Annotated in this window: 14 protein-coding genes; 8 read left to right on the top strand and 6 right to left on the bottom strand. The window is 73.9% G+C overall.

The features are described 5' to 3' along the window. The first annotated feature begins 463 nt into the window (after positions 1-463). Both E1211_RS21695 and E1211_RS21690 read left to right on the top strand, forming a co-directional pair. On the top strand, positions 464-748 hold the full coding sequence (locus E1211_RS21695) for a DUF5522 domain-containing protein (RefSeq protein ID WP_132350846.1): 285 nt from the start codon (positions 464-466) through the stop codon (positions 746-748). 84 nt (positions 749-832) lie between these two features. Further along, on the top strand, positions 833-1,381 hold the full coding sequence (locus tag E1211_RS21690) for a hypothetical protein (protein WP_132350845.1): 549 nt from the start codon (positions 833-835) through the stop codon (positions 1,379-1,381). A 141-nt stretch (positions 1,382-1,522) separates the two neighbouring features. On the opposite strand, the gene E1211_RS21685 is transcribed toward E1211_RS21690, so the two are convergent. Beyond that, positions 1,523-2,209 (bottom strand): metal-dependent transcriptional regulator, encoded by a 687-nt coding sequence (locus tag E1211_RS21685; protein WP_132350844.1) that lies wholly within the window; start codon positions 2,207-2,209, stop codon positions 1,523-1,525. A 97-nt stretch (positions 2,210-2,306) separates the two neighbouring features. Between E1211_RS21685 and E1211_RS21680 the strand changes: the two genes are divergently transcribed. The 3 genes from E1211_RS21680 to E1211_RS21670 all read left to right on the top strand — a co-directional run bounded on the left by E1211_RS21680 (position 2,307) and on the right by E1211_RS21670 (position 6,999). After that, a complete protein-coding gene (locus E1211_RS21680; RefSeq protein ID WP_132350843.1) occupies positions 2,307-3,152 on the top strand; it encodes a sulfurtransferase in 846 nt (281 codons plus the stop codon). A gap of 96 nt (positions 3,153-3,248) precedes the next feature. Further along, positions 3,249-4,430 carry an acetoin utilization protein AcuC gene (locus E1211_RS21675; RefSeq protein ID WP_132350842.1) on the top strand — a complete coding sequence of 394 codons (1,182 nt, stop codon included), beginning with the start codon at positions 3,249-3,251 and terminating at the stop codon, positions 4,428-4,430. Positions 4,431-4,449: 19 nt separating this feature from the next. Next, entirely contained in the window at positions 4,450-6,999 is a 2,550-nt protein-coding gene (locus E1211_RS21670) for a GNAT family N-acetyltransferase (protein ID WP_132350841.1), read from the top strand. 128 nt (positions 7,000-7,127) lie between these two features. On the opposite strand, the gene E1211_RS21665 is transcribed toward E1211_RS21670, so the two are convergent. Then, positions 7,128-7,535, bottom strand: a complete 408-nt coding sequence (locus E1211_RS21665) for a VOC family protein (RefSeq protein ID WP_132350840.1) — start codon at positions 7,533-7,535, stop codon at positions 7,128-7,130. 158 nt (positions 7,536-7,693) lie between these two features. Beyond that, a complete protein-coding gene (sigB, locus tag E1211_RS21660; RefSeq protein ID WP_371686188.1) occupies positions 7,694-8,710 on the bottom strand; it encodes an RNA polymerase sigma factor SigB in 1,017 nt (338 codons plus the stop codon). A 246-nt stretch (positions 8,711-8,956) separates the two neighbouring features. Between sigB and E1211_RS21655 the strand changes: the two genes are divergently transcribed. Further along, positions 8,957-9,745, top strand: coding sequence for a sporulation protein (locus E1211_RS21655; RefSeq protein WP_132350839.1), 789 nt, complete (start codon positions 8,957-8,959; stop codon positions 9,743-9,745). A gap of 103 nt (positions 9,746-9,848) precedes the next feature. Here E1211_RS21655 and E1211_RS21650 read toward each other — a convergent pair whose 3' ends face one another. After that, complete coding sequence (locus tag E1211_RS21650) at positions 9,849-10,229, bottom strand: Rv2175c family DNA-binding protein (RefSeq protein ID WP_132350838.1); 381 nt, start codon at positions 10,227-10,229, stop codon at positions 9,849-9,851. A gap of 274 nt (positions 10,230-10,503) precedes the next feature. On the opposite strand from E1211_RS21650, the gene pknB reads away from it, so the two are divergent. Together pknB and E1211_RS21640 are read left to right on the top strand one after the other, a co-directional pair. After that, positions 10,504-12,486: a Stk1 family PASTA domain-containing Ser/Thr kinase gene (gene pknB / locus E1211_RS21645; RefSeq protein WP_132350837.1), complete on the top strand. Its 1,983-nt coding sequence runs from the start codon at positions 10,504-10,506 to the stop codon at positions 12,484-12,486. A gap of 7 nt (positions 12,487-12,493) precedes the next feature. Next, positions 12,494-13,354: a deoxyribonuclease IV gene (locus tag E1211_RS21640; RefSeq protein WP_132350848.1), complete on the top strand. Its 861-nt coding sequence runs from the start codon at positions 12,494-12,496 to the stop codon at positions 13,352-13,354. 110 nt (positions 13,355-13,464) lie between these two features. On the opposite strand, the gene E1211_RS21635 is transcribed toward E1211_RS21640, so the two are convergent. Both E1211_RS21635 and E1211_RS21630 read right to left on the bottom strand, forming a co-directional pair. Further along, on the bottom strand, positions 13,465-14,484 hold the full coding sequence (locus tag E1211_RS21635) for a low specificity L-threonine aldolase (RefSeq protein ID WP_132350847.1): 1,020 nt from the start codon (positions 14,482-14,484) through the stop codon (positions 13,465-13,467). A 119-nt stretch (positions 14,485-14,603) separates the two neighbouring features. Beyond that, the gene (locus E1211_RS21630) at positions 14,604-16,010 is read right to left on the bottom strand and encodes a class II 3-deoxy-7-phosphoheptulonate synthase (RefSeq protein ID WP_132350836.1); all 1,407 of its coding nucleotides are present in this window, start codon (positions 16,008-16,010) and stop codon (positions 14,604-14,606) included. Between the last annotated feature and the right edge of the window lie 136 nt (positions 16,011-16,146).

Below are 16,146 nucleotides of genomic sequence, written 5' to 3'. Positions count from 1 at the left end.
GCGGGATCGCGGGGCGCCTCAGCCTGCCGCCGCTCCGCCCGCCCGCGCCACCCGATATCGGGCCCGGGTACGGTCCGGGGGCTCACCCGACCGGGCGGCGGCGGAACGGAGGCACACCCGATGTCGATCACCCTCGTCACCCTCGGTGGCACGATCGCGATGGGCGGGGTCGACCGGGGACGCCCCGGTGTGGTGACCCGGCTCACCGGCGCCGATCTGACGGCGGCCGTGCCGGGCCTCACCGACCTCGGGGTGCCGCTGGACGTCCGGGACGTCCACGCGGTGCCCAGCGCGAGCCTCACCTACCGGGAGGTGCTGGAGGTGGTCGACGTCGCCTCGGCCGCGGTGGCCGCCGGGGCGAGCGGCTGCTCCTCGCCGCCGGCCTGGACGCCGAAGCGCTGGTCGCCGCGTTGGCCCGGTTCCGCTGACCGGGCCCGCCGTGGCGAACACCTAGACTGCGGCGGTGACCGGCAAGCGACTACCGTTGGCCGCGCGCCCGCTGAGCGAGCCGCACCCGTCCCGGCTGCCGCTCGACCACCCGGACCGGGAGCGGGTCCTCGCCGCCCACGCTGCCGCGCTCGACGCCGGGGAAGCCGGCTATCTCGACCCGGAGACCGGTCTGTTCGTGCTCACCGCCGGGTTCCTGGCCCGCCGGGGCACCTGCTGCGGCCGTGGCTGCCGTCACTGCCCGTACGTCGACGGACCGTCCGGTGACCCGGACGTGACGGCTGGACGACGCGAAGGATGAGGGGTTCCGCCCGGCCCGGACATTCCGTACGGTGTCCGACGGACATCCGGCGGCTGCCCCCGCCGACTACTGCGGAGGTTCCACGTGCGTTCCCGGATCTTGCCCGTCGTCGCGGCCGTACTGCTGACGGCGGGCTGCGCGACAGAGCGGGAACCGGTGGCGGTGCCGCCACCGGCGCCGATCGCCGTGGACGTGGCCGCCGCCTCCTCCGGCGGCGCCTGCCGGCTGCTCGACTTCGCCGTGATCGAGCAGCTGGTGAAGGTCCGGTTCGACGTGGCCGCGGCGAGCGAGCGCGGTGACACCCACACCTGCGTGGTCCGGTCCGGCGAGGCCACCCTGCCGGAGCTGACCCTGACGGTGACGGAGACGTCGATGGACAAGGCCACCTTCGCCGCCGACGTGGTGCCCGACTCGGCGGGCAAGGTGTCCGGGCTGGGCCAGCAGGCGTACCGGCGGACCACCGGCGCGGCGGACGGCCACGGCCCGGTCGCCGAGGTGGGTTGGCTCTCCACCGACGGCCGGCTCGCCGTGCTGAGCTGGACGACCGCGAAGGGGACCGCCAAATCGGCGGTGGAGAAGGTGGCGGTCCAGCTCGCGGCCCTGGCCAAGAAGGTCAACACTCGCGCGCTGTGACGCCGGTCGCAGCTGCCTGCGGCGGCGAGCGCCGAACCGCCACCTCCGGACCGGGCACCCAGTGGCGATCACCGTGCAGCCGGCACCGCTCACCAGGAACGCCGGTGCGAACAGGGTCGGCCGGGTACCCGGCCGACCAGGTCAGCCGGCGGCGACGAAGACCCGGGAGGCGACCTCGCGGGGAAGCCGGACCCGATCGCCGGAGCGGTCGATCGACACCCCGTCGCGCTCCTGGGCCACGGTCACGGTGGCGCCGGGATCGACACCGGCGGCGTGCAGCTGACGGAGCACGTCCGCGTTCGTCTGCACGCTCTCGCAGATCCGCCGGACGACGACCTTCCCGGAGAGGCCGGGGAAGGCCAGGTTGCGCTCACCGTCGACGACGGCGGTGTCCTCGGGCTCCGGCGAGCCGAGCTCCTCGAGGCCCGGGATCGGGTTGCCGTAGGGCGAGCGGGTCGGCCGGTTGAGCAGGTCGTAGACCCGCTTCTCGACCGCGTCGCTCATCACGTGCTCCCACCGGCAGGCCTCGTCGTGGGCCTCCTCGTAGGGCATCCCGATCACGTTCACCAGCAGCAGCTCGGCGAGCCGGTGCTTACGCATGACGGAGACGGCGGCGTTGCGGCCGTCGACGGTGAGCGTCAGGTGCCGGTCACCCTCGACCGTGAGCAAGCCGTCGCGCTCCATCCGGGCGACCGTCTGGCTCACCGTCGGACCACTCTGTTTCAACCGCTCGGCGATCCGGGCGCGCAGCGGCGGCACCCCCTCCTCCTCGAGCTCGAGGATGGTGCGCAGGTACATTTCCGTTGTGTCGACCAGGTCGTGTTTCACGTCAGCGGCCCTCCGGTGATCGATGCTACCGCGTTGCAGGTGTAACGACCGAGGCCGAAACGCGAGTCCGCTCACCGAATGGTGTTGACTGGTCGCCATGTCCGGTACCGACGACCTGCTGGTCGAGCCCGAGCGACTCGCCGCCGAGCTCGACGCCGCCGACCCGCCCACCCTGCTCGACGTCCGCTGGCGGCTCACCGGGCCGCCCGGCCGGGACGACTACGCCGCCGGTCACCTGCCGGGCGCGGTCTTCGTCGACCTGGACACGGAGCTCTGCGGCCCGCCCGGCGCCGCCGGCCGGCACCCGCTGCCCGATCCCGCGGCGTTGCAGGCCGCGCTGCGGGCGGCGGGCGTCCGGACCGGCCACCCCGTCGTGGTCTACGACGGCGGGGACGGCATGGCGGCCGCGCGCGCCTGGTGGACGCTGCGGTGGGCCGGGCACGAGCGGGTTCGTGTGCTGCACGGCGGGTACCCGGCCTGGACCACCGCCGGCCTGCCCGTCAGCGCCGAGGCGTCCGAGCCGCGGCCGGGCGACCTCTCCGTCCGACCCGGCGCGCTGCCCGTGCTCGACGCGGGGGAGGCCGCCCGGTTGGCCGCCGCCCAGGACGCGGTGCTGGTCGACGTACGGGCCGCGCCCCGCTACCGGGGGGAGGCCGAGCCGATCGACCCGGTGGCCGGGCACGTGCCGGGCGCGGTGAACCTGCCCGCCCCGGAGTACGTCACGGACGGCCGCTTCCCCGCCGCCGAGGCGCTGCGGGAACGGTTCGCCGCGGTCGGGGTCGCCGGCGGCACCGCGGTAGGGGCCTACTGCGGTTCGGGGGTGACCGCCGCCCAGGCGGTGCTCGCCCTGCACCTCGCCGGGCGGCCGGACGCCGCGCTCTACGTCGGTTCGTGGAGCAACTGGGTCGCGGACCCGGACCGGCCGGTGGCCACCGGGGCCTGATCCCGTTCCCGGCCTCGGGCCGGCGATGTGACCGGCGCCACGGCGACGCCCCGCGCGTCCGGGGCGGGCGGCCGGTCCACGTGCGACGATGGGCGCATGTCCGACGACACGGTGGTGGTGTGGGACGAGTCCCTGCTCGCCTACGACATGGGGGACCATCCCCTCGACCCGATCCGGGTGGAGCTGACCGTCGCGCTCGCCCGGGAACTCGGGATCCTCGATCGGCCGCGGGTACGTCTGGTAAAGCCGGAGCGGGCCGACGACGCGCTCCTGACCCGGGTGCACGACCCGCGTTACCTGGCGGCGGTCCGGGCCGCGCCCGCCGACCCGCTCTTCGCGGGGTTCGGGCTGGGCACCTCGGACAATCCGATCTTCGGCGGGATGCACGAGGCGAGCGCCCTGGTCACCGGGGCGACGGTGGCCGCCGCCGAGGCGGTCTGGCGGGGCGAGGCGCGTCGGGCGGTCAGCGTGGCCGGTGGGCTGCACCACGCGATGCCGGCGCGGGCCTCGGGCTTCTGCGTCTACAACGACCCGGCCGTGGCCATCGCCCGCCTGCTCGATCTCGGCGCCGAGCGGATCGCGTACGTCGACGTGGACGTGCACCACGGCGACGGCGTGCAGCAGGTCTTCTGGGACGACCCGCGGGTGCTGACGGTCAGCCTCCACGAGACCCCGCTCGCCCTCTTCCCCGGCACCGGCTTCCCCGACGAGACCGGCGGCCCGGACGCCGAGGGCAGCGTGGTGAACGTGGCGCTGCCGCCGGGTACCGCCGACGCGGGCTGGCAGCGGGCGTTCCACGCGATCGTCCCGTCGGTGCTGCGGGCCTTCCGGCCGCAGGTGCTCGTCACCCAGTGCGGTGCGGACGGGCACCGGCTCGACCCTCTCGCGGATCTGCAGCTCTCCGTCGACGGCCAGCGCGCCACCTACCTCGCCCTGCGGGCACTCGCCGACGAGCTCTGCGGTGGTCGTTGGGTGGCCACCGGCGGGGGCGGCTACGCCCTCGTCGAGGCCGTGCCCCGGGCGTGGACGCACCTGCTGGCGGTCGCGACCGGCGAGCCGATCGACCCGGCGACGCTGACCCCGCCCGGATGGCGCGAGCTGGCTGCCGCGCGCGGTCCCGGCCGTGAGGTGCCGCTGCGGATGACCGACGACGTCGACCCGTCGTACGAGCCGTGGCAGCCCAGCGGCGAACCGACCGCGGTGGACCGGGCGATCGCGGCCACCCGCAAGACGGTCTTCCCGCTGCTCGGGCTCGACCCGCACGACCCGCGCGACTGAGCGCGGCGGGAGCCGGCCCGTGACGACAGTGGACCGACCGGTGGACGTGCTGCTCAGCGACGGCAGCACCGTCCAACTGCGACCGATCCGTCCCGATGACGCGCCGGAGATCGTGGCGATGCACGGCCGGTTCTCGGAGCGCACCCGCTACCTGCGCTACTTCTCGCCGTACCCCCGGATCCCGGAACGGGACCTGCGGCGCTTCGTCACCGTCGACCATCGCGACCGGGAGGCGCTCGTGGTCCTGGCGGGCGGCCGGATCGTCGCCGTGGGCCGGTACGAGCGGCTCGGGCCGGAGGCGCCCGAGGCCGAGGTGGCCTTCGTGGTCGAGGACGCCCACCAGGGGCGGGGCATCGGCTCGGTGCTGCTGGAGTATCTGGCGGACGCGGCCCGCCGGGTGGGCATCGTGCACTTCGTCGCCGAGGTGCTCCCGGCCAACGGCACGATGCTGCGGGTCTTCTCCGATTTCGGCTACCAGGTGCGCCGGCAGTTCGCCGACGGGGTGGTGCACCTGAGCTTCCCGATCGCGCCGACCGACGCCACGCTGGCGGTCCAGCGTGGTCGGGAGCACCGTACGGAGGCGCGGTCGATAGCCCGCCTCCTGGCGCCGAGGGGCGTCGCCGTCTACGGTGCCAGCGCCACCGGGCAGGGCGTCGGCGCGGCCGTGCTCGGGCACCTGCGCGACGGTGGCTTCGCGGGCGCCGTCGTTCCCGTGCACCCGACCGCGACGACCGTCGCCGGGCTGCCCGCGTATCCGCACGCGGTCGACGCCGGGGTGCCGCTGGACCTCGCGGTGGTCGCGGTCGCGCCGGAGGCGGCGCCGGCGGTGGTCGCCGACGCCGCGGCCGCCGGCGTGCACGGGCTGGTGGTGATCGCGGCCGGGTTCGCGGAGGCCGGGGCGGAGGGCGCCGCCGCGCAGCGGGCGCTGGTCCGGGCCGCGCACGCCGCCGGCATGCGGGTGATCGGCCCGAACTGCCTCGGCGTGGCGAACACCGACCCGGCGGTACGCCTCAACGCCACGCTCGCGCCGGCGCTGCCGCCGCCCGGCCGGGTCGGCATCTTCAGCCAGTCCGGGGCGTTCGGGGTGGCGTTGCTCGCCGAGGCGGACCGCCGTGGCCTCGGCCTGTCCAGTTTCGTCTCGGCGGGGAACCGGGCCGACGTCTCCGGCAACGACCTCCTCCAGTACTGGCAGGACGATCCCGGCACCGACGTGGTCATGCTGCACCTGGAGACCTTCGGCAACCCCCGCAAGTTCGCCCGCCTGGCCCGGCGGGTCGGGCGGACCAAGCCGGTGGTGGCGCTCGCGTCGCCGGCCCGACCGGACGGGCCGGGCAGCTCCGCCGGCCCGGACGAGGTGGCGGTGGCCGCCCTCTTCGCCCAGTCCGGCGTGATCCGGGTCGACACCGTCGCCGAGCTGCTGGACGTCGGGCTGCTGCTGGCCAACCAGCCGCTGCCGGCCGGCCCGCGGGTGGCCGTGGTGGGGAACTCCTCGGCGCTCACCGGGCTCGCCGCCCGCGCCTGCGCCGCCCAGGGACTCACCCTGGCCGGCGGCTCTCCCCGCGACGTCGGGCCCAACGCCACCGCGGCGGAGTTCGCCGCCGCCCTCGCCGCGGCGGCCGGTGACGACGGCGTCGACGCGCTCGCGGTGATGCTCGCCCCGCCGCTGCCCGGCCAGCCGGTCGAGGCCGACCTCGCCGTCGCGTTGCCCGCCGCGCTGGGTCCCGGCAAGCCGGTCGTGGTGACCGTCCTGGCCGGACGGACGGTGTCCGGGTTGCCGGCGTACGGGGGTGTCGAGGAGGCGGTCCGAGCGCTGGCCCGGGTGCACCGGTACGCGGAGTGGCTCCGCCGACCGCCCGGCAGCCTGCCGGAGTTGACCGGTATCGACCCCGTCGCCGGTCGGGCCGCGCTGCGCCGGGACGGCGTGGACATCGCCGGTCTGCTCGCCGCGTACGGGATCGAGCTGGTCGACTCGGTGCCGGCGCGCTCGGCGGAGGAGGCGGCCGCGGCGGCGACCCGGCTTGGCACGCCGGTGGCCCTCAAGGCGTCGGCGTACGGGCTGCGGCACCGCCTCGACCTCGGCGCCGTACGGCTCGACCTGCCCGATCCGGCGGCGGTGCGCCGGGCGTACGCCGAGCTGTCCGCGGTCTTCGGCACGGACGTCCTGGTGCAGCCGATGGTGCCGCCCGGGGTGGCCTGCGTGGTCGAGCTGGTGGAGGATCCGGCGTTCGGGCCGGTGGTCGGCTTCGGGGTCGGGGGCGTCGCCACCGAGCTGCTCGGCGACCGGGCCTGGCGGGCGGTGCCGTTGACCGATCGCGACGCCGAGGAGCTGGTCGGCGAGCCGCGGGCCGCCCCGCTGCTGCGGGGTCACCGCGGCGCCGCCGCGGTGGACCGGGCGGCCCTGGCCGAGCTGCTGCTGCGGGTCGGCCGGCTCGCCGACGAGCAGCCCCGCGTGCGCGCCCTGACGTTGAACCCGGTGCTCGCCCGGCCGGACGGCCTGTCGGTGCTGCACGCCAGCGTGCGCCTCGGCGCCGCCGCCGACCGGCCGGACACCGGCCCCCGCCGGCTGTGAAGGCCGGTCCCACCGGCGCGACGGCCGCGCCGACGGGACCGGATCGCCCCGCCGACGGGACCGGAGGGCCGCCCCGACGGGTGACCGGAGGGCCCTGCCGGCGGGACCGGGCGAGGTGCGCCGCGCGGTCAGGCGCGGCTGGAGATCTGCTGGACGGCCCAGGAGTTGCCGTCCGGGTCGGAGAAGAAGACGAAGCCGACATTATCCAGCGGGTCCGGCACCGGCCCCGGGTTCTCCCCCAGGACCTGGATGTCGCTGACCTCGACGCCCCGCTCCACCAGCTGCGCGCGCGCCTTGCGCAGGTCGGGCACGACCAGCTGGAGTCCCTTGAGCGAGCCCGGCGGCATCTCCGGTACGACGCCGGCGCCGAAGACGATGGAACAGCCGGAACCGGGCGGGGTCAGTTGGACGATCCGGCCGAGCCCGCCGATGGCGGTGTCATGGTCGACGGCGAATCCGAGCTGGTCGGCGTAGAACGCCTTGGCCCGGTCCACGTCGGACACGGGTACCACCACCACTTCCAACGTCCAGTTCATGCTGCGTCCTCTCAAGCCGCGGTGAAGCTGGTCACGCCCTGGGTAACCCGGCGGACCGGTCACGTCAACCACCGCCGCGCCCCGGCCGTACGGAGGCGGCCCCGGCCGGGGTACGCGAAAGGGCCCGGCGAACCGCCGGGCCCTTTCACCACGCGCCGTCAGCAGGCGTACGCCTCCAGGCGCTGCGCTCGCTCCGGGGCGCGCAGCTTCAGCAGCGTCACCTTCTCGATCTGCCGGATCCGTTCCCGGGAGAGGCCGAACTCGCGGCCGACCTCGTCGAGCGTGCGCTGCCGTCCGTCGTCCAGACCGAACCGCAGCCGGATCACCGCCTGCTCCCGCTGGGAGAGGGTGGCCAGCACGATCCGGACCTCGTTGCGCAGCTCGCCCTGGGCCGCGGCGTCGCCGGGCTCCTGACGCGGATCCACCGCGGCGACGAAGTCACCGAGCGCGCTCTCGCCGTCCTCACCGACCGCCTGATCCAGGCTGACCGGCTCCCGGTCGTACGAGATCAGCTCGATGACCTGGAACTCGGAGACGTCGAGCGCCCGGGCCACCTCGGCGACGGTGGGCTCGCGACCCAGCGCCACCGACAGCTCGCGGCGGGCCCGGACCATCCGGTTGACCTGCTCGACCATGTGCACCGGGATGCGGATGGTGCGGGCCTGGTCGGCCATGGCGCGGGTGATGGCCTGGCGGATCCACCAGGTGGCGTAGGTGGAGAACTTGTAGCCCTTGGTGTAGTCGAACTTCTCGACGGCGCGGATCAGGCCGAGGTTGCCTTCCTGGATGAGGTCGAGGAAGGCCATGCCGCGACCCGTGTAGCGCTTGGCGATGCTCACCACCAGCCGCAGGTTCGCCTCGAGCAGATGGTCCTTGGCGGCCCGACCCTCCGTGGCGATCAGCTCCAGGTCGGCCCGCAGCTGCGGGGAGACCGGGGTGCAGGTGGCGAGCTTCTCCTCGGCGAAGAGCCCGGCCTCGATCCGCTTGGCGAGCTCGACCTCCTGCGCCGCGGTGAGCAGCTTCGTCCGGCCGATGCCGTTGAGGTACGCCCGGACGAGGTCCGTGGAGACGCCCCGCTCGTCGGTGGCGTCCAGGTCGGTGAGGACCTCGACGCCCGGGTCGGTGTCCGTGCCCGCGGTCGGGCGCATCTGGTGCTCCGTCATCTGCAGGGCCATCTTTCGTCTCTCCCCGTGTCCGTGTCGTGCGTTTCCGGCCCAGTGCCGCCGGTGACAAACAGCTTGGCGGGCGGGGCGTGAAACGGGAGTGAGGCGATCGGGGACCCGACAGCAATCCGGTCGGATCGGTGGAGTGACGGGCGGGAGCCCGGGCGGGGAGTGTCGGCCCCGGTGAGTTTTGCCCGACCCGGTTACCGTGCGATCGATCGGCCGGCGTGACCGGCCACGAGGCTACGGAGGGGTGCAGTGGTCTTCAAGCGGCTCATGCAGGCGATGGGTGTGGGTGGCCCGTCGGTGGAAACCGTGCTGACCAACCCGAACTGCCGCCCCGGCGGCCAGCTCGAGGGCCGGATCCAGGTGACGGGCGGTGACCATCAGGTCGACATCGAGTACGTGGCGCTCGGGCTGGTCACCCGCGTCGAGGTGGAGAGCGGCGACAACGAGTACGACACCGACCAGGAGTTCCACCGGCAGCGGGCCACCGGCGCGTTCCGGCTGGAGCCGGGGCAGCGCCACGACATCCCGTTCCGCTTCGACGTGCCCTGGGAGACACCGGTCACCGAGCTGTACGGACAGCACCTGCGCGGGATGACGATGGGGCTGCGTACGGAGCTGGAGGTGGCCCGGGCGGTGGACAAGGGCGACCTGGACGCGGTGGCGGTGCACCCGCTGCCCGCGCAGGAGCGTCTGCTGGACGCGCTGCTGCGGCTGGGCTTCCGGTTCGCCCGGGCCGACGTGGAGCGCGGCCACATCTACGGCGTGCGCCAGTCGCTGCCCTTCTACCAGGAGATCGAGTTCCTCCCCGCGCCGCAGTACGCCCGGGCGATCAACCAGCTGGAGGTCACCTTCGTCGCCGACGCCCGGCAGATGCAGGTGGTGCTGGAGCTGGACAAGCGGGGTGGCCTGCTCAGTGAGGGCCGGGACGCCTTCGGCCGGTTCACCGTCGACTACGCCACGCTCGACCGGACGGACTGGACCGCCCAGCTCGACGGCTGGCTACGCCAGTCCGTCCAACGCCGCGGCCTCTTCTTCTAACCCCCCACCCCCACCCCGGCGTTGATCATGAAGTTATCGCCCTGACACGCCGCTGCGGCCGGCGACAACTTCATGATCAACGCACGGAGAAACGGGGGGTGGGTTAGAAGCCGAGGGCTTGGGCGCGGCGTTTGACCTCGCGGGCCTGGTCTCCGCCGAGGGCGGCCGCCGGGGTCCCCGGCAGAGTGTCGTCCGGCTCGTAGAGCCAGCGCAGCGCCGCCTCGTCGTCGTAGCCGGCGTCGGAAAGGAGGTTGAGCACGCCGGGCAGGTGCTTGAGCACCGTACGGTTGGCCACCAGGTCCCCGGGCACCCGGCGGACGCCGTCGCGGCGGACCGCGAGCAGCTCCCGGTCGCGGATCATCTGGTGCACCTTGCTGATCGACACGTCGAGGCGTTCGGCGACGTCGGGCAGGGTCAGCCAGCCGGCCGCGTCGGCGGGCCCGGGGCCGGCTGCGGCCTGGTCGGCGGGTACGGATTCGGTCACCCGAACACCCTGCCACGGGGCGGCCCGGCCAGGCCAAACGGCACCCCGGACGCCGCGACCCGACACCGAAGGTGACCGCCGAGTCACCGGAACGTGTTCCCGGATGCTCTCCTCGCCGACCCCGCGCGGGCCGCTCCGAGCCGGCGGAGAGGAACGTTCGCGCAGATCAGCGCCATCTTCGGCGGGCGGACGAGCGCGGCGGGCGGACGAGGTCGGACCCCGGCTGTAGCATCCTGTTCAACCTTCGACCCCTGGACACATAGACTTCCTGCCGATGGACACACAGGTCGCCGACACGTTGCTTGGCTCGCTGATAGACGGGCGCTACCGCATCCGCGGTCGCGTGGCCCGTGGCGGCATGGCGACCGTGTACACCGCCACCGACGAGCGTCTCGAGCGCACGGTCGCAGTCAAGATCATTCATCCGACCCAGGCACCCGAGGCCCGGGCCCGGATCGCCGGCTTCGTCGAACGCTTCACCGACGAGGCCAAGACCATCGCCCGGCTCACCCACCCCAACGTGGTCGCGGTCTACGACCAGGGCACGCACGGCGGCCTGCCCTACCTGGTGATGGAGTACGTACGCGGCCGCACCCTGCGCGAGGTGCTCGCCGAGCGGCGCCGGCTCAACCCGGACGAGGCGCTGGCCATCTTCGAGCAGATGCTCGCCGCGATCGCCGCCGCGCACCGGTCCGGAGTGGTCCACCGCGACGTCAAGCCGGAGAACGTGCTGGTCGCCGAGGCGCCCACCGGGGGCATGGCCAATCTGGTCGACAGCGTCGTGAAGGTGGCCGACTTCGGGCTCGCCCGCGCCGTCGAGGCGAGCGCCGACGAGGAGAGCGGCAACCAGCTCATGGCGACCGTGGCGTACGTCGCCCCGGAGCTGGTCACCAAGGGCCACGCGGACCCACGTACCGACGTCTACTCGGCCGGCATCGTGCTCTTCGAGATGCTCACCGGCCGGGTGCCCTACGACGGCGGCCGCCCGATCGACATCGCCTGGCAGCACGTCGACCGCGACGTGCCATCCCCGTCGACCCTGGTTCCCGGCCTGCCGACGGCGCTCGACGGCCTCGTCGCCCGCGCCACCCGCCGAGACCCGGACGCCCGGCCCGCCGACGCCGGCGCGCTCCTGACCGAGGTGCAGGTGGCCCGCGACGAGCTGGGCAACCCGAACAGCCACACCACAGTGCTGCGGCGGATCACCACCGAGCCGCCGGTCTCCGAGCCGACCATGGTGGTCGCGGCGGTGCGCCCGGCCGAGCGGCCGGCGTGGGCCCGGCTACCCGAGGACGGCCAGCGGGTCGGCCGACGCCGGGCGGCCCCGCAGGAGAGCGACGGCCTCGGTTCCCGGATCGGTCGGCTCTTCACCGGGTTGGCCGGCGAGAGCCGTGGCCGCCTGGCGATCATCGCCACCGTGACGGCGCTCGTGCTGGTCGCCGCCCTCGGCGGTTGGTACCTCACGTTCGGCCGCTACACGGACGCCCCGCAGCTGGTGAGCCTGACCAAGGCGGACGCGGAGGCGCAGGCCGCCCGCGCCGGCCTCGTCCTGAAGTACGCCGAGCCCCGCTACGACGCCACCGTTCCGCGCGACAGCGTCCTGCTCCAGGATCCGGTCTCGGCCGACCGGATCATCAAGGGCGGCACCATCACCCTGACCCTCTCCCTCGGCCCGGAGCAGTTCCCGGTGCCGGACGTGGTGGGCAAGGAGTTCGAGCTGGCCGAGGCGGATCTGGTCAGCGCCGACCTGGTGGTGGTCAAGGGCACCGCCCGCTACGACGACACCCTGCCCGCCGGGGTGGTGGTGGCCACCAACCCGAAGGTCGGCGCGCAGGTCAAGCCGGGCGCCAAGGTGACGGTGATCTTGAGCAAGGGCAAGGCCCCGATCAGTGTGCCCAACCTGGTCGGCAAGAACCTCAACGACGCCCGGAACGCGCTGTCCCGGCTGGGTCTGGTCGCGGTGGAGAACTACAAGGACTCGGAGAAGCCGAAGGACGAGATCCTCGGGCAGAGCCCGGCCGACGGCACCGGCGTGGAGCGGGGCGCCGAGGTCAAGCTGGACGTCAGCAAGGGCCCGTCGCTGGTGGTCGTGCCACGGGTGATGGATCTGCCCTGTCAGCAGGCCAAGCAGGTGTTGGAGAGCCAGGGCTTCCCGGTGACCGTCCAGTTCAACCCGAACGCCGTCGTCCGGTTCCAGAACCCGGGCGAGAACTCGCAGGTGCCTCCGGGCACCCCGGTCACGATCGGATGCTTCTGAGATGCCGATGACCGTGGCCCGTCCGGTCGGCACACACACGCCGACCTCGGGCGGTCTGGCCAAGGCGGCGCTGCCCTACCTCGACGCGACCGGCGCCGAGGTGGTCCAGGTCTACGTCTCCAACTCCCGGGGCTGGGCGTTGCCGCCGGGCGATCCGGCGCAGGACGAACTCTTCCGCGCCGGCTGCGCCGAGCGGGGCGTCCCGGTCTTCATCCACGCGTCCCTGCTCGTCAACCTCGGGTCCCCCACCGCGGCCACCGTCGAGCGGTCGGCGCAGACGCTGGCGCACGCGCTGCGCCGGGGCGCGGCGATCGGCGCGCAGGGGGTGGTGTTCCACGCCGGCAGCGCGGTCGACGCCGGGCACGCCGAGGCGGCGATGCGGCAGGTCCGCGAGGCCCTGCTGCCACTGCTGGACTCGGCCGCCGCCACCGGTGGGCCGATGCTGCTGGTGGAGCCGAGCGCGGGCGGCGGGCGGTCGCTCGCCTCCCGGGTGGAGCACCTCGGCCCCTACCTGGACGCGGTCGACCGGCACCCGGGGCTCGGCGTCTGCTTCGACACCTGCCACGCCTGGGCCGCCGGGCACGACCTGGCCGTCGAGGGCGGCATGACCGCGACGCTGGACACCCTGGTCGCCACGGTCGGAGCGGATCGGCTGCGGCTCGTGCACGCCAACGACTCGAAGGACCTGTGCGGCTCGACCCGCGACCGGCACGAGAACATCGGCAAGGGCAGCATCGGCGAACTCCCGTTCGCGGAGCTGATGACCCACCCGGCCACCGCCGGCGTGCCGACGGTGGTGGAGACCCCGACGGAGAAGCACGTCGGCCACGACGCCGACGTCGCCACCCTCAAGCGCCTGCGCGACTGACCGGCCCCGGCCGGGGCGTCGCACGGAGCCGGTGCGGCGCGCACTCCACGAGACGAGGGGCCGCTCCGTACCCGGAACAGCCCCTCGTCGTGGCGATGAATCGCGCGGGGTCAGCCGCGCAGGACGCGGGTGAGGATGTCCACGGCCCGGTCGATGCCGGCGTCGTCGACGTCCATGTGGGTGACCAGCCGGGCGGTACGCGGGCCGAGCACCGAGATCAGCAGCCCCGCCTGCCGGGCGGCGGCGGCCAGCGTGTGGGCGTCGAAGGCGGACTTGGTCAGGTCCAGCGGCACGATGTTGGTGCGTACCGGGGTGGCGAGCACACCGAACGGCGCGATCGCCTCGGCCAGCCGGGCGGCCTTCGCGTGGTCCTCGGCGAGACGCGCGACGTGGTGGGCCAGCGCGTACCGGCCGGCCGCGGCCAGGACGCCGACCTGCCGCATGCCGCCCCCCATCCGCTTCCGGATGAGCCGCGCCCGCTCGATCTTCTCCGCGCTGCCGACGACCAGCGAGCCGACCGGCGCGCCGAGGCCCTTGGAGAGGCAGACCGACAGGGTGTCGAAGAGCCGGCCGTACTCGGTCAGCGGCACGCCGTCGGCGACGTGGGCGTGCCAGATCCGGGCGCCGTCGCAGTGCAGCGCCAGCTGCGCGTCGTCGGCGACGCGCCGCAGCTCCCGCAGGGTGGCCAGCGGGATCACCCCGCCGCCGCCCCGGTTGTGGGTCTGCTCGACGGCGATCGCCCGGGTCGGGACCGCGAAGTAGCCGTCCGGCCGGATCATGGCGGCGACCACGTCCGGGTCGACGTCCCCGCCGACCGCCGGCCACGTCCGCGACGAGATCCCGCCGTACGCGGCCGCGGCGCCGATCTCGTACGTGACCACGTGGGCGTCGGCGTCGCAGAGCAGCTCGTTGGCCGGCGGCACCACCAGTTGCAGGGCGATCTGGTTGGCCATCGACCCGCTCGGGGCGAAGAGCGCCGCCTCGTGCCCGAAGAGCGCGGCCACCTCGGCCTCGAGGGCGGTGACCGTGGGGTCCTCGCCGTAGACGTCGTCACCGACCTCGGCGGTGGCCATGGCCTCCCGCATTCCCGGGGTGGGCCGGGTGACGGTGTCCGAACGCAGGTCGATCAGGCTGTCAGCCACAGTTGTCCTTTCGGCTGCCGGCCGCGGCGGTCGCGAGCTCACTGCTCACCTCAGCCGCGGCCGTCTCTTCGGCTGCGACCGCGGGGCTCGCCAGCTCACGGCTCGCCTCAGCCACGCAGCATCTCCGCTACCAGGAAGGCCAGCTCCAACGACTGCTGGGTGTTCAGCCGCGGGTCGCAGGCGGTTTCGTACCGGTCGGGCAGGTCGAGGTCCTCGATGCCCTGGGCGCCGCCGAGACACTCGGTGACGTCCTCGCCCGTCAGCTCCACGTGCAGGCCGCCGGGGTGGGTCTCCAGGTTCCGGTGGACCTCGAAGTAGCCGAGCACCTCGTCCACGATCCGGTCGAAGTGCCGGGTCTTGTAACCGTTGGACGACTCGTGCGTGTTGCCGTGCATCGGATCGCACTGCCACACCACCTTCGCGCCGGCCGCGGTGACCTTCGCGACGATGGGTGGCAGCGCGTCGCGTACCCGGTGGTTGCCCATCCGGCTGATGAGGGTGAGCCGGCCGGGGATGTTCTCCGGGTTGAGCTTCTCGCAGAGCTCGATCGCCTCGTCCGGGGTGGTGGTCGGGCCGAGCTTGACCCCGATCGGGTTGGCGATGCGGGAGATGAAGTCGATGTGGGCGCCGTCGATCTGGCGGGTGCGCTCCCCGATCCAGAGGAAGTGCCCGGAGAGGCCGTACGCCCGGCTGCCGGAGACGCGGGTGAGCGCGCGGTCGTACTCCAGCGCGAGCGCCTCGTGCGAGCAGTAGAGGGTGACGGTGCGCAGCGCCTCCTCGTCGGTCATCCCGCAGGCCCGGATGAAGGCGATGGCGCGGTCGATCTCCCGAGCGATCGCCTCGTAGCGCTCGCCGGCCGGGGACTGCCGGACGAAGTCCTTGTTCCAGTCGTGCACCGCGTGCAGGTCGGCCAGCCCGCCGGCCAGGTACGCCCGGAGCATGTTCATGGCGGCCGCGGAGTTCGCGTACGCCCTGATCATGCGCTGCGGGTCGGCGACCCGCGCCTCCGGCGTGGCCTCCAGCGAGTTGATCATGTCGCCGCGGTACGCGGGCAGCCCACGCGCGTCGGTCGGCAGCGACCGGGGCTTGGTGTACTGCCCGGCGACCCGCGCGACCTTGACCACCGGGAGGGAGGCGCCGTAGGTGAGCACGATCGCCATCTGGAGCAGCGTGCGGGCGTTGGCCAGCAGGTGGCTCTCGGTGTTGTCGGCGAACGTCTCGGCGCAGTCCCCGCCCTGAAGCAGGAACGCCTTGCCCTCGCAGACCAGCGCGAGCCGCTGCCGGAGCTGGTCGACCTCGTAGGGGGCGACCACCGACGGCACGGTGTCGAGCACCTTGCACACCTCGGCCACCTTCGCCGGGTCCGACCACGGCGGAACCTGCTCGCGGGGCAGCTCCCGCCAGCGGTCCAGGCCGAGAGCCGCGTCCTCGGCGGAGTCGACGGTCGGCCGGCTGGTCTGCAGCCCGGGACCGGCCACCCCGGGGTGGCTCAGCTGATGCCACTCATGGCGCATGACAGCAAGCCTACGGCGACCCCGGCGCGGTCCGTCCGCCGAGGTGCGTTGTTTCCGGCAGCTGGGAGGTCACCCGCCGGAGGCGGCATCGGTGCAGGTCAGGACGCGCGGCTCGGGCTGGGGTCGACGCTGGGGC

Origin of the sequence: Micromonospora sp. 15K316, assembly GCF_004348525.1 — a bacterium.
Lineage (GTDB): Bacteria > Actinomycetota > Actinomycetes > Mycobacteriales > Micromonosporaceae > Micromonospora.
The sequence above is the reverse complement of the archived record's forward strand: the minus strand, read 5'-3'. Positions and strand labels throughout refer to the sequence as shown.

Coding starts and splice junctions, on each gene's coding strand:
- E1211_RS21630 (WP_132350836.1), bottom strand. CDS start 16,010: ATGCGCCATGAGTGGCATCAGCTGAGCCACCCCGGGGTGGCCGGTCCC.
- sigB (WP_371686188.1), bottom strand. CDS start 8,710: ATGGCCCTGCAGATGACGGAGCACCAGATGCGCCCGACCGCGGGCACG.
- E1211_RS21675 (WP_132350842.1), top strand. CDS start 3,249: ATGTCCGACGACACGGTGGTGGTGTGGGACGAGTCCCTGCTCGCCTAC.
- pknB (WP_132350837.1), top strand. CDS start 10,504: ATGGACACACAGGTCGCCGACACGTTGCTTGGCTCGCTGATAGACGGG.
- E1211_RS21680 (WP_132350843.1), top strand. CDS start 2,307: ATGTCCGGTACCGACGACCTGCTGGTCGAGCCCGAGCGACTCGCCGCC.
- E1211_RS21665 (WP_132350840.1), bottom strand. CDS start 7,535: ATGAACTGGACGTTGGAAGTGGTGGTGGTACCCGTGTCCGACGTGGAC.
- E1211_RS21640 (WP_132350848.1), top strand. CDS start 12,494: ATGACCGTGGCCCGTCCGGTCGGCACACACACGCCGACCTCGGGCGGT.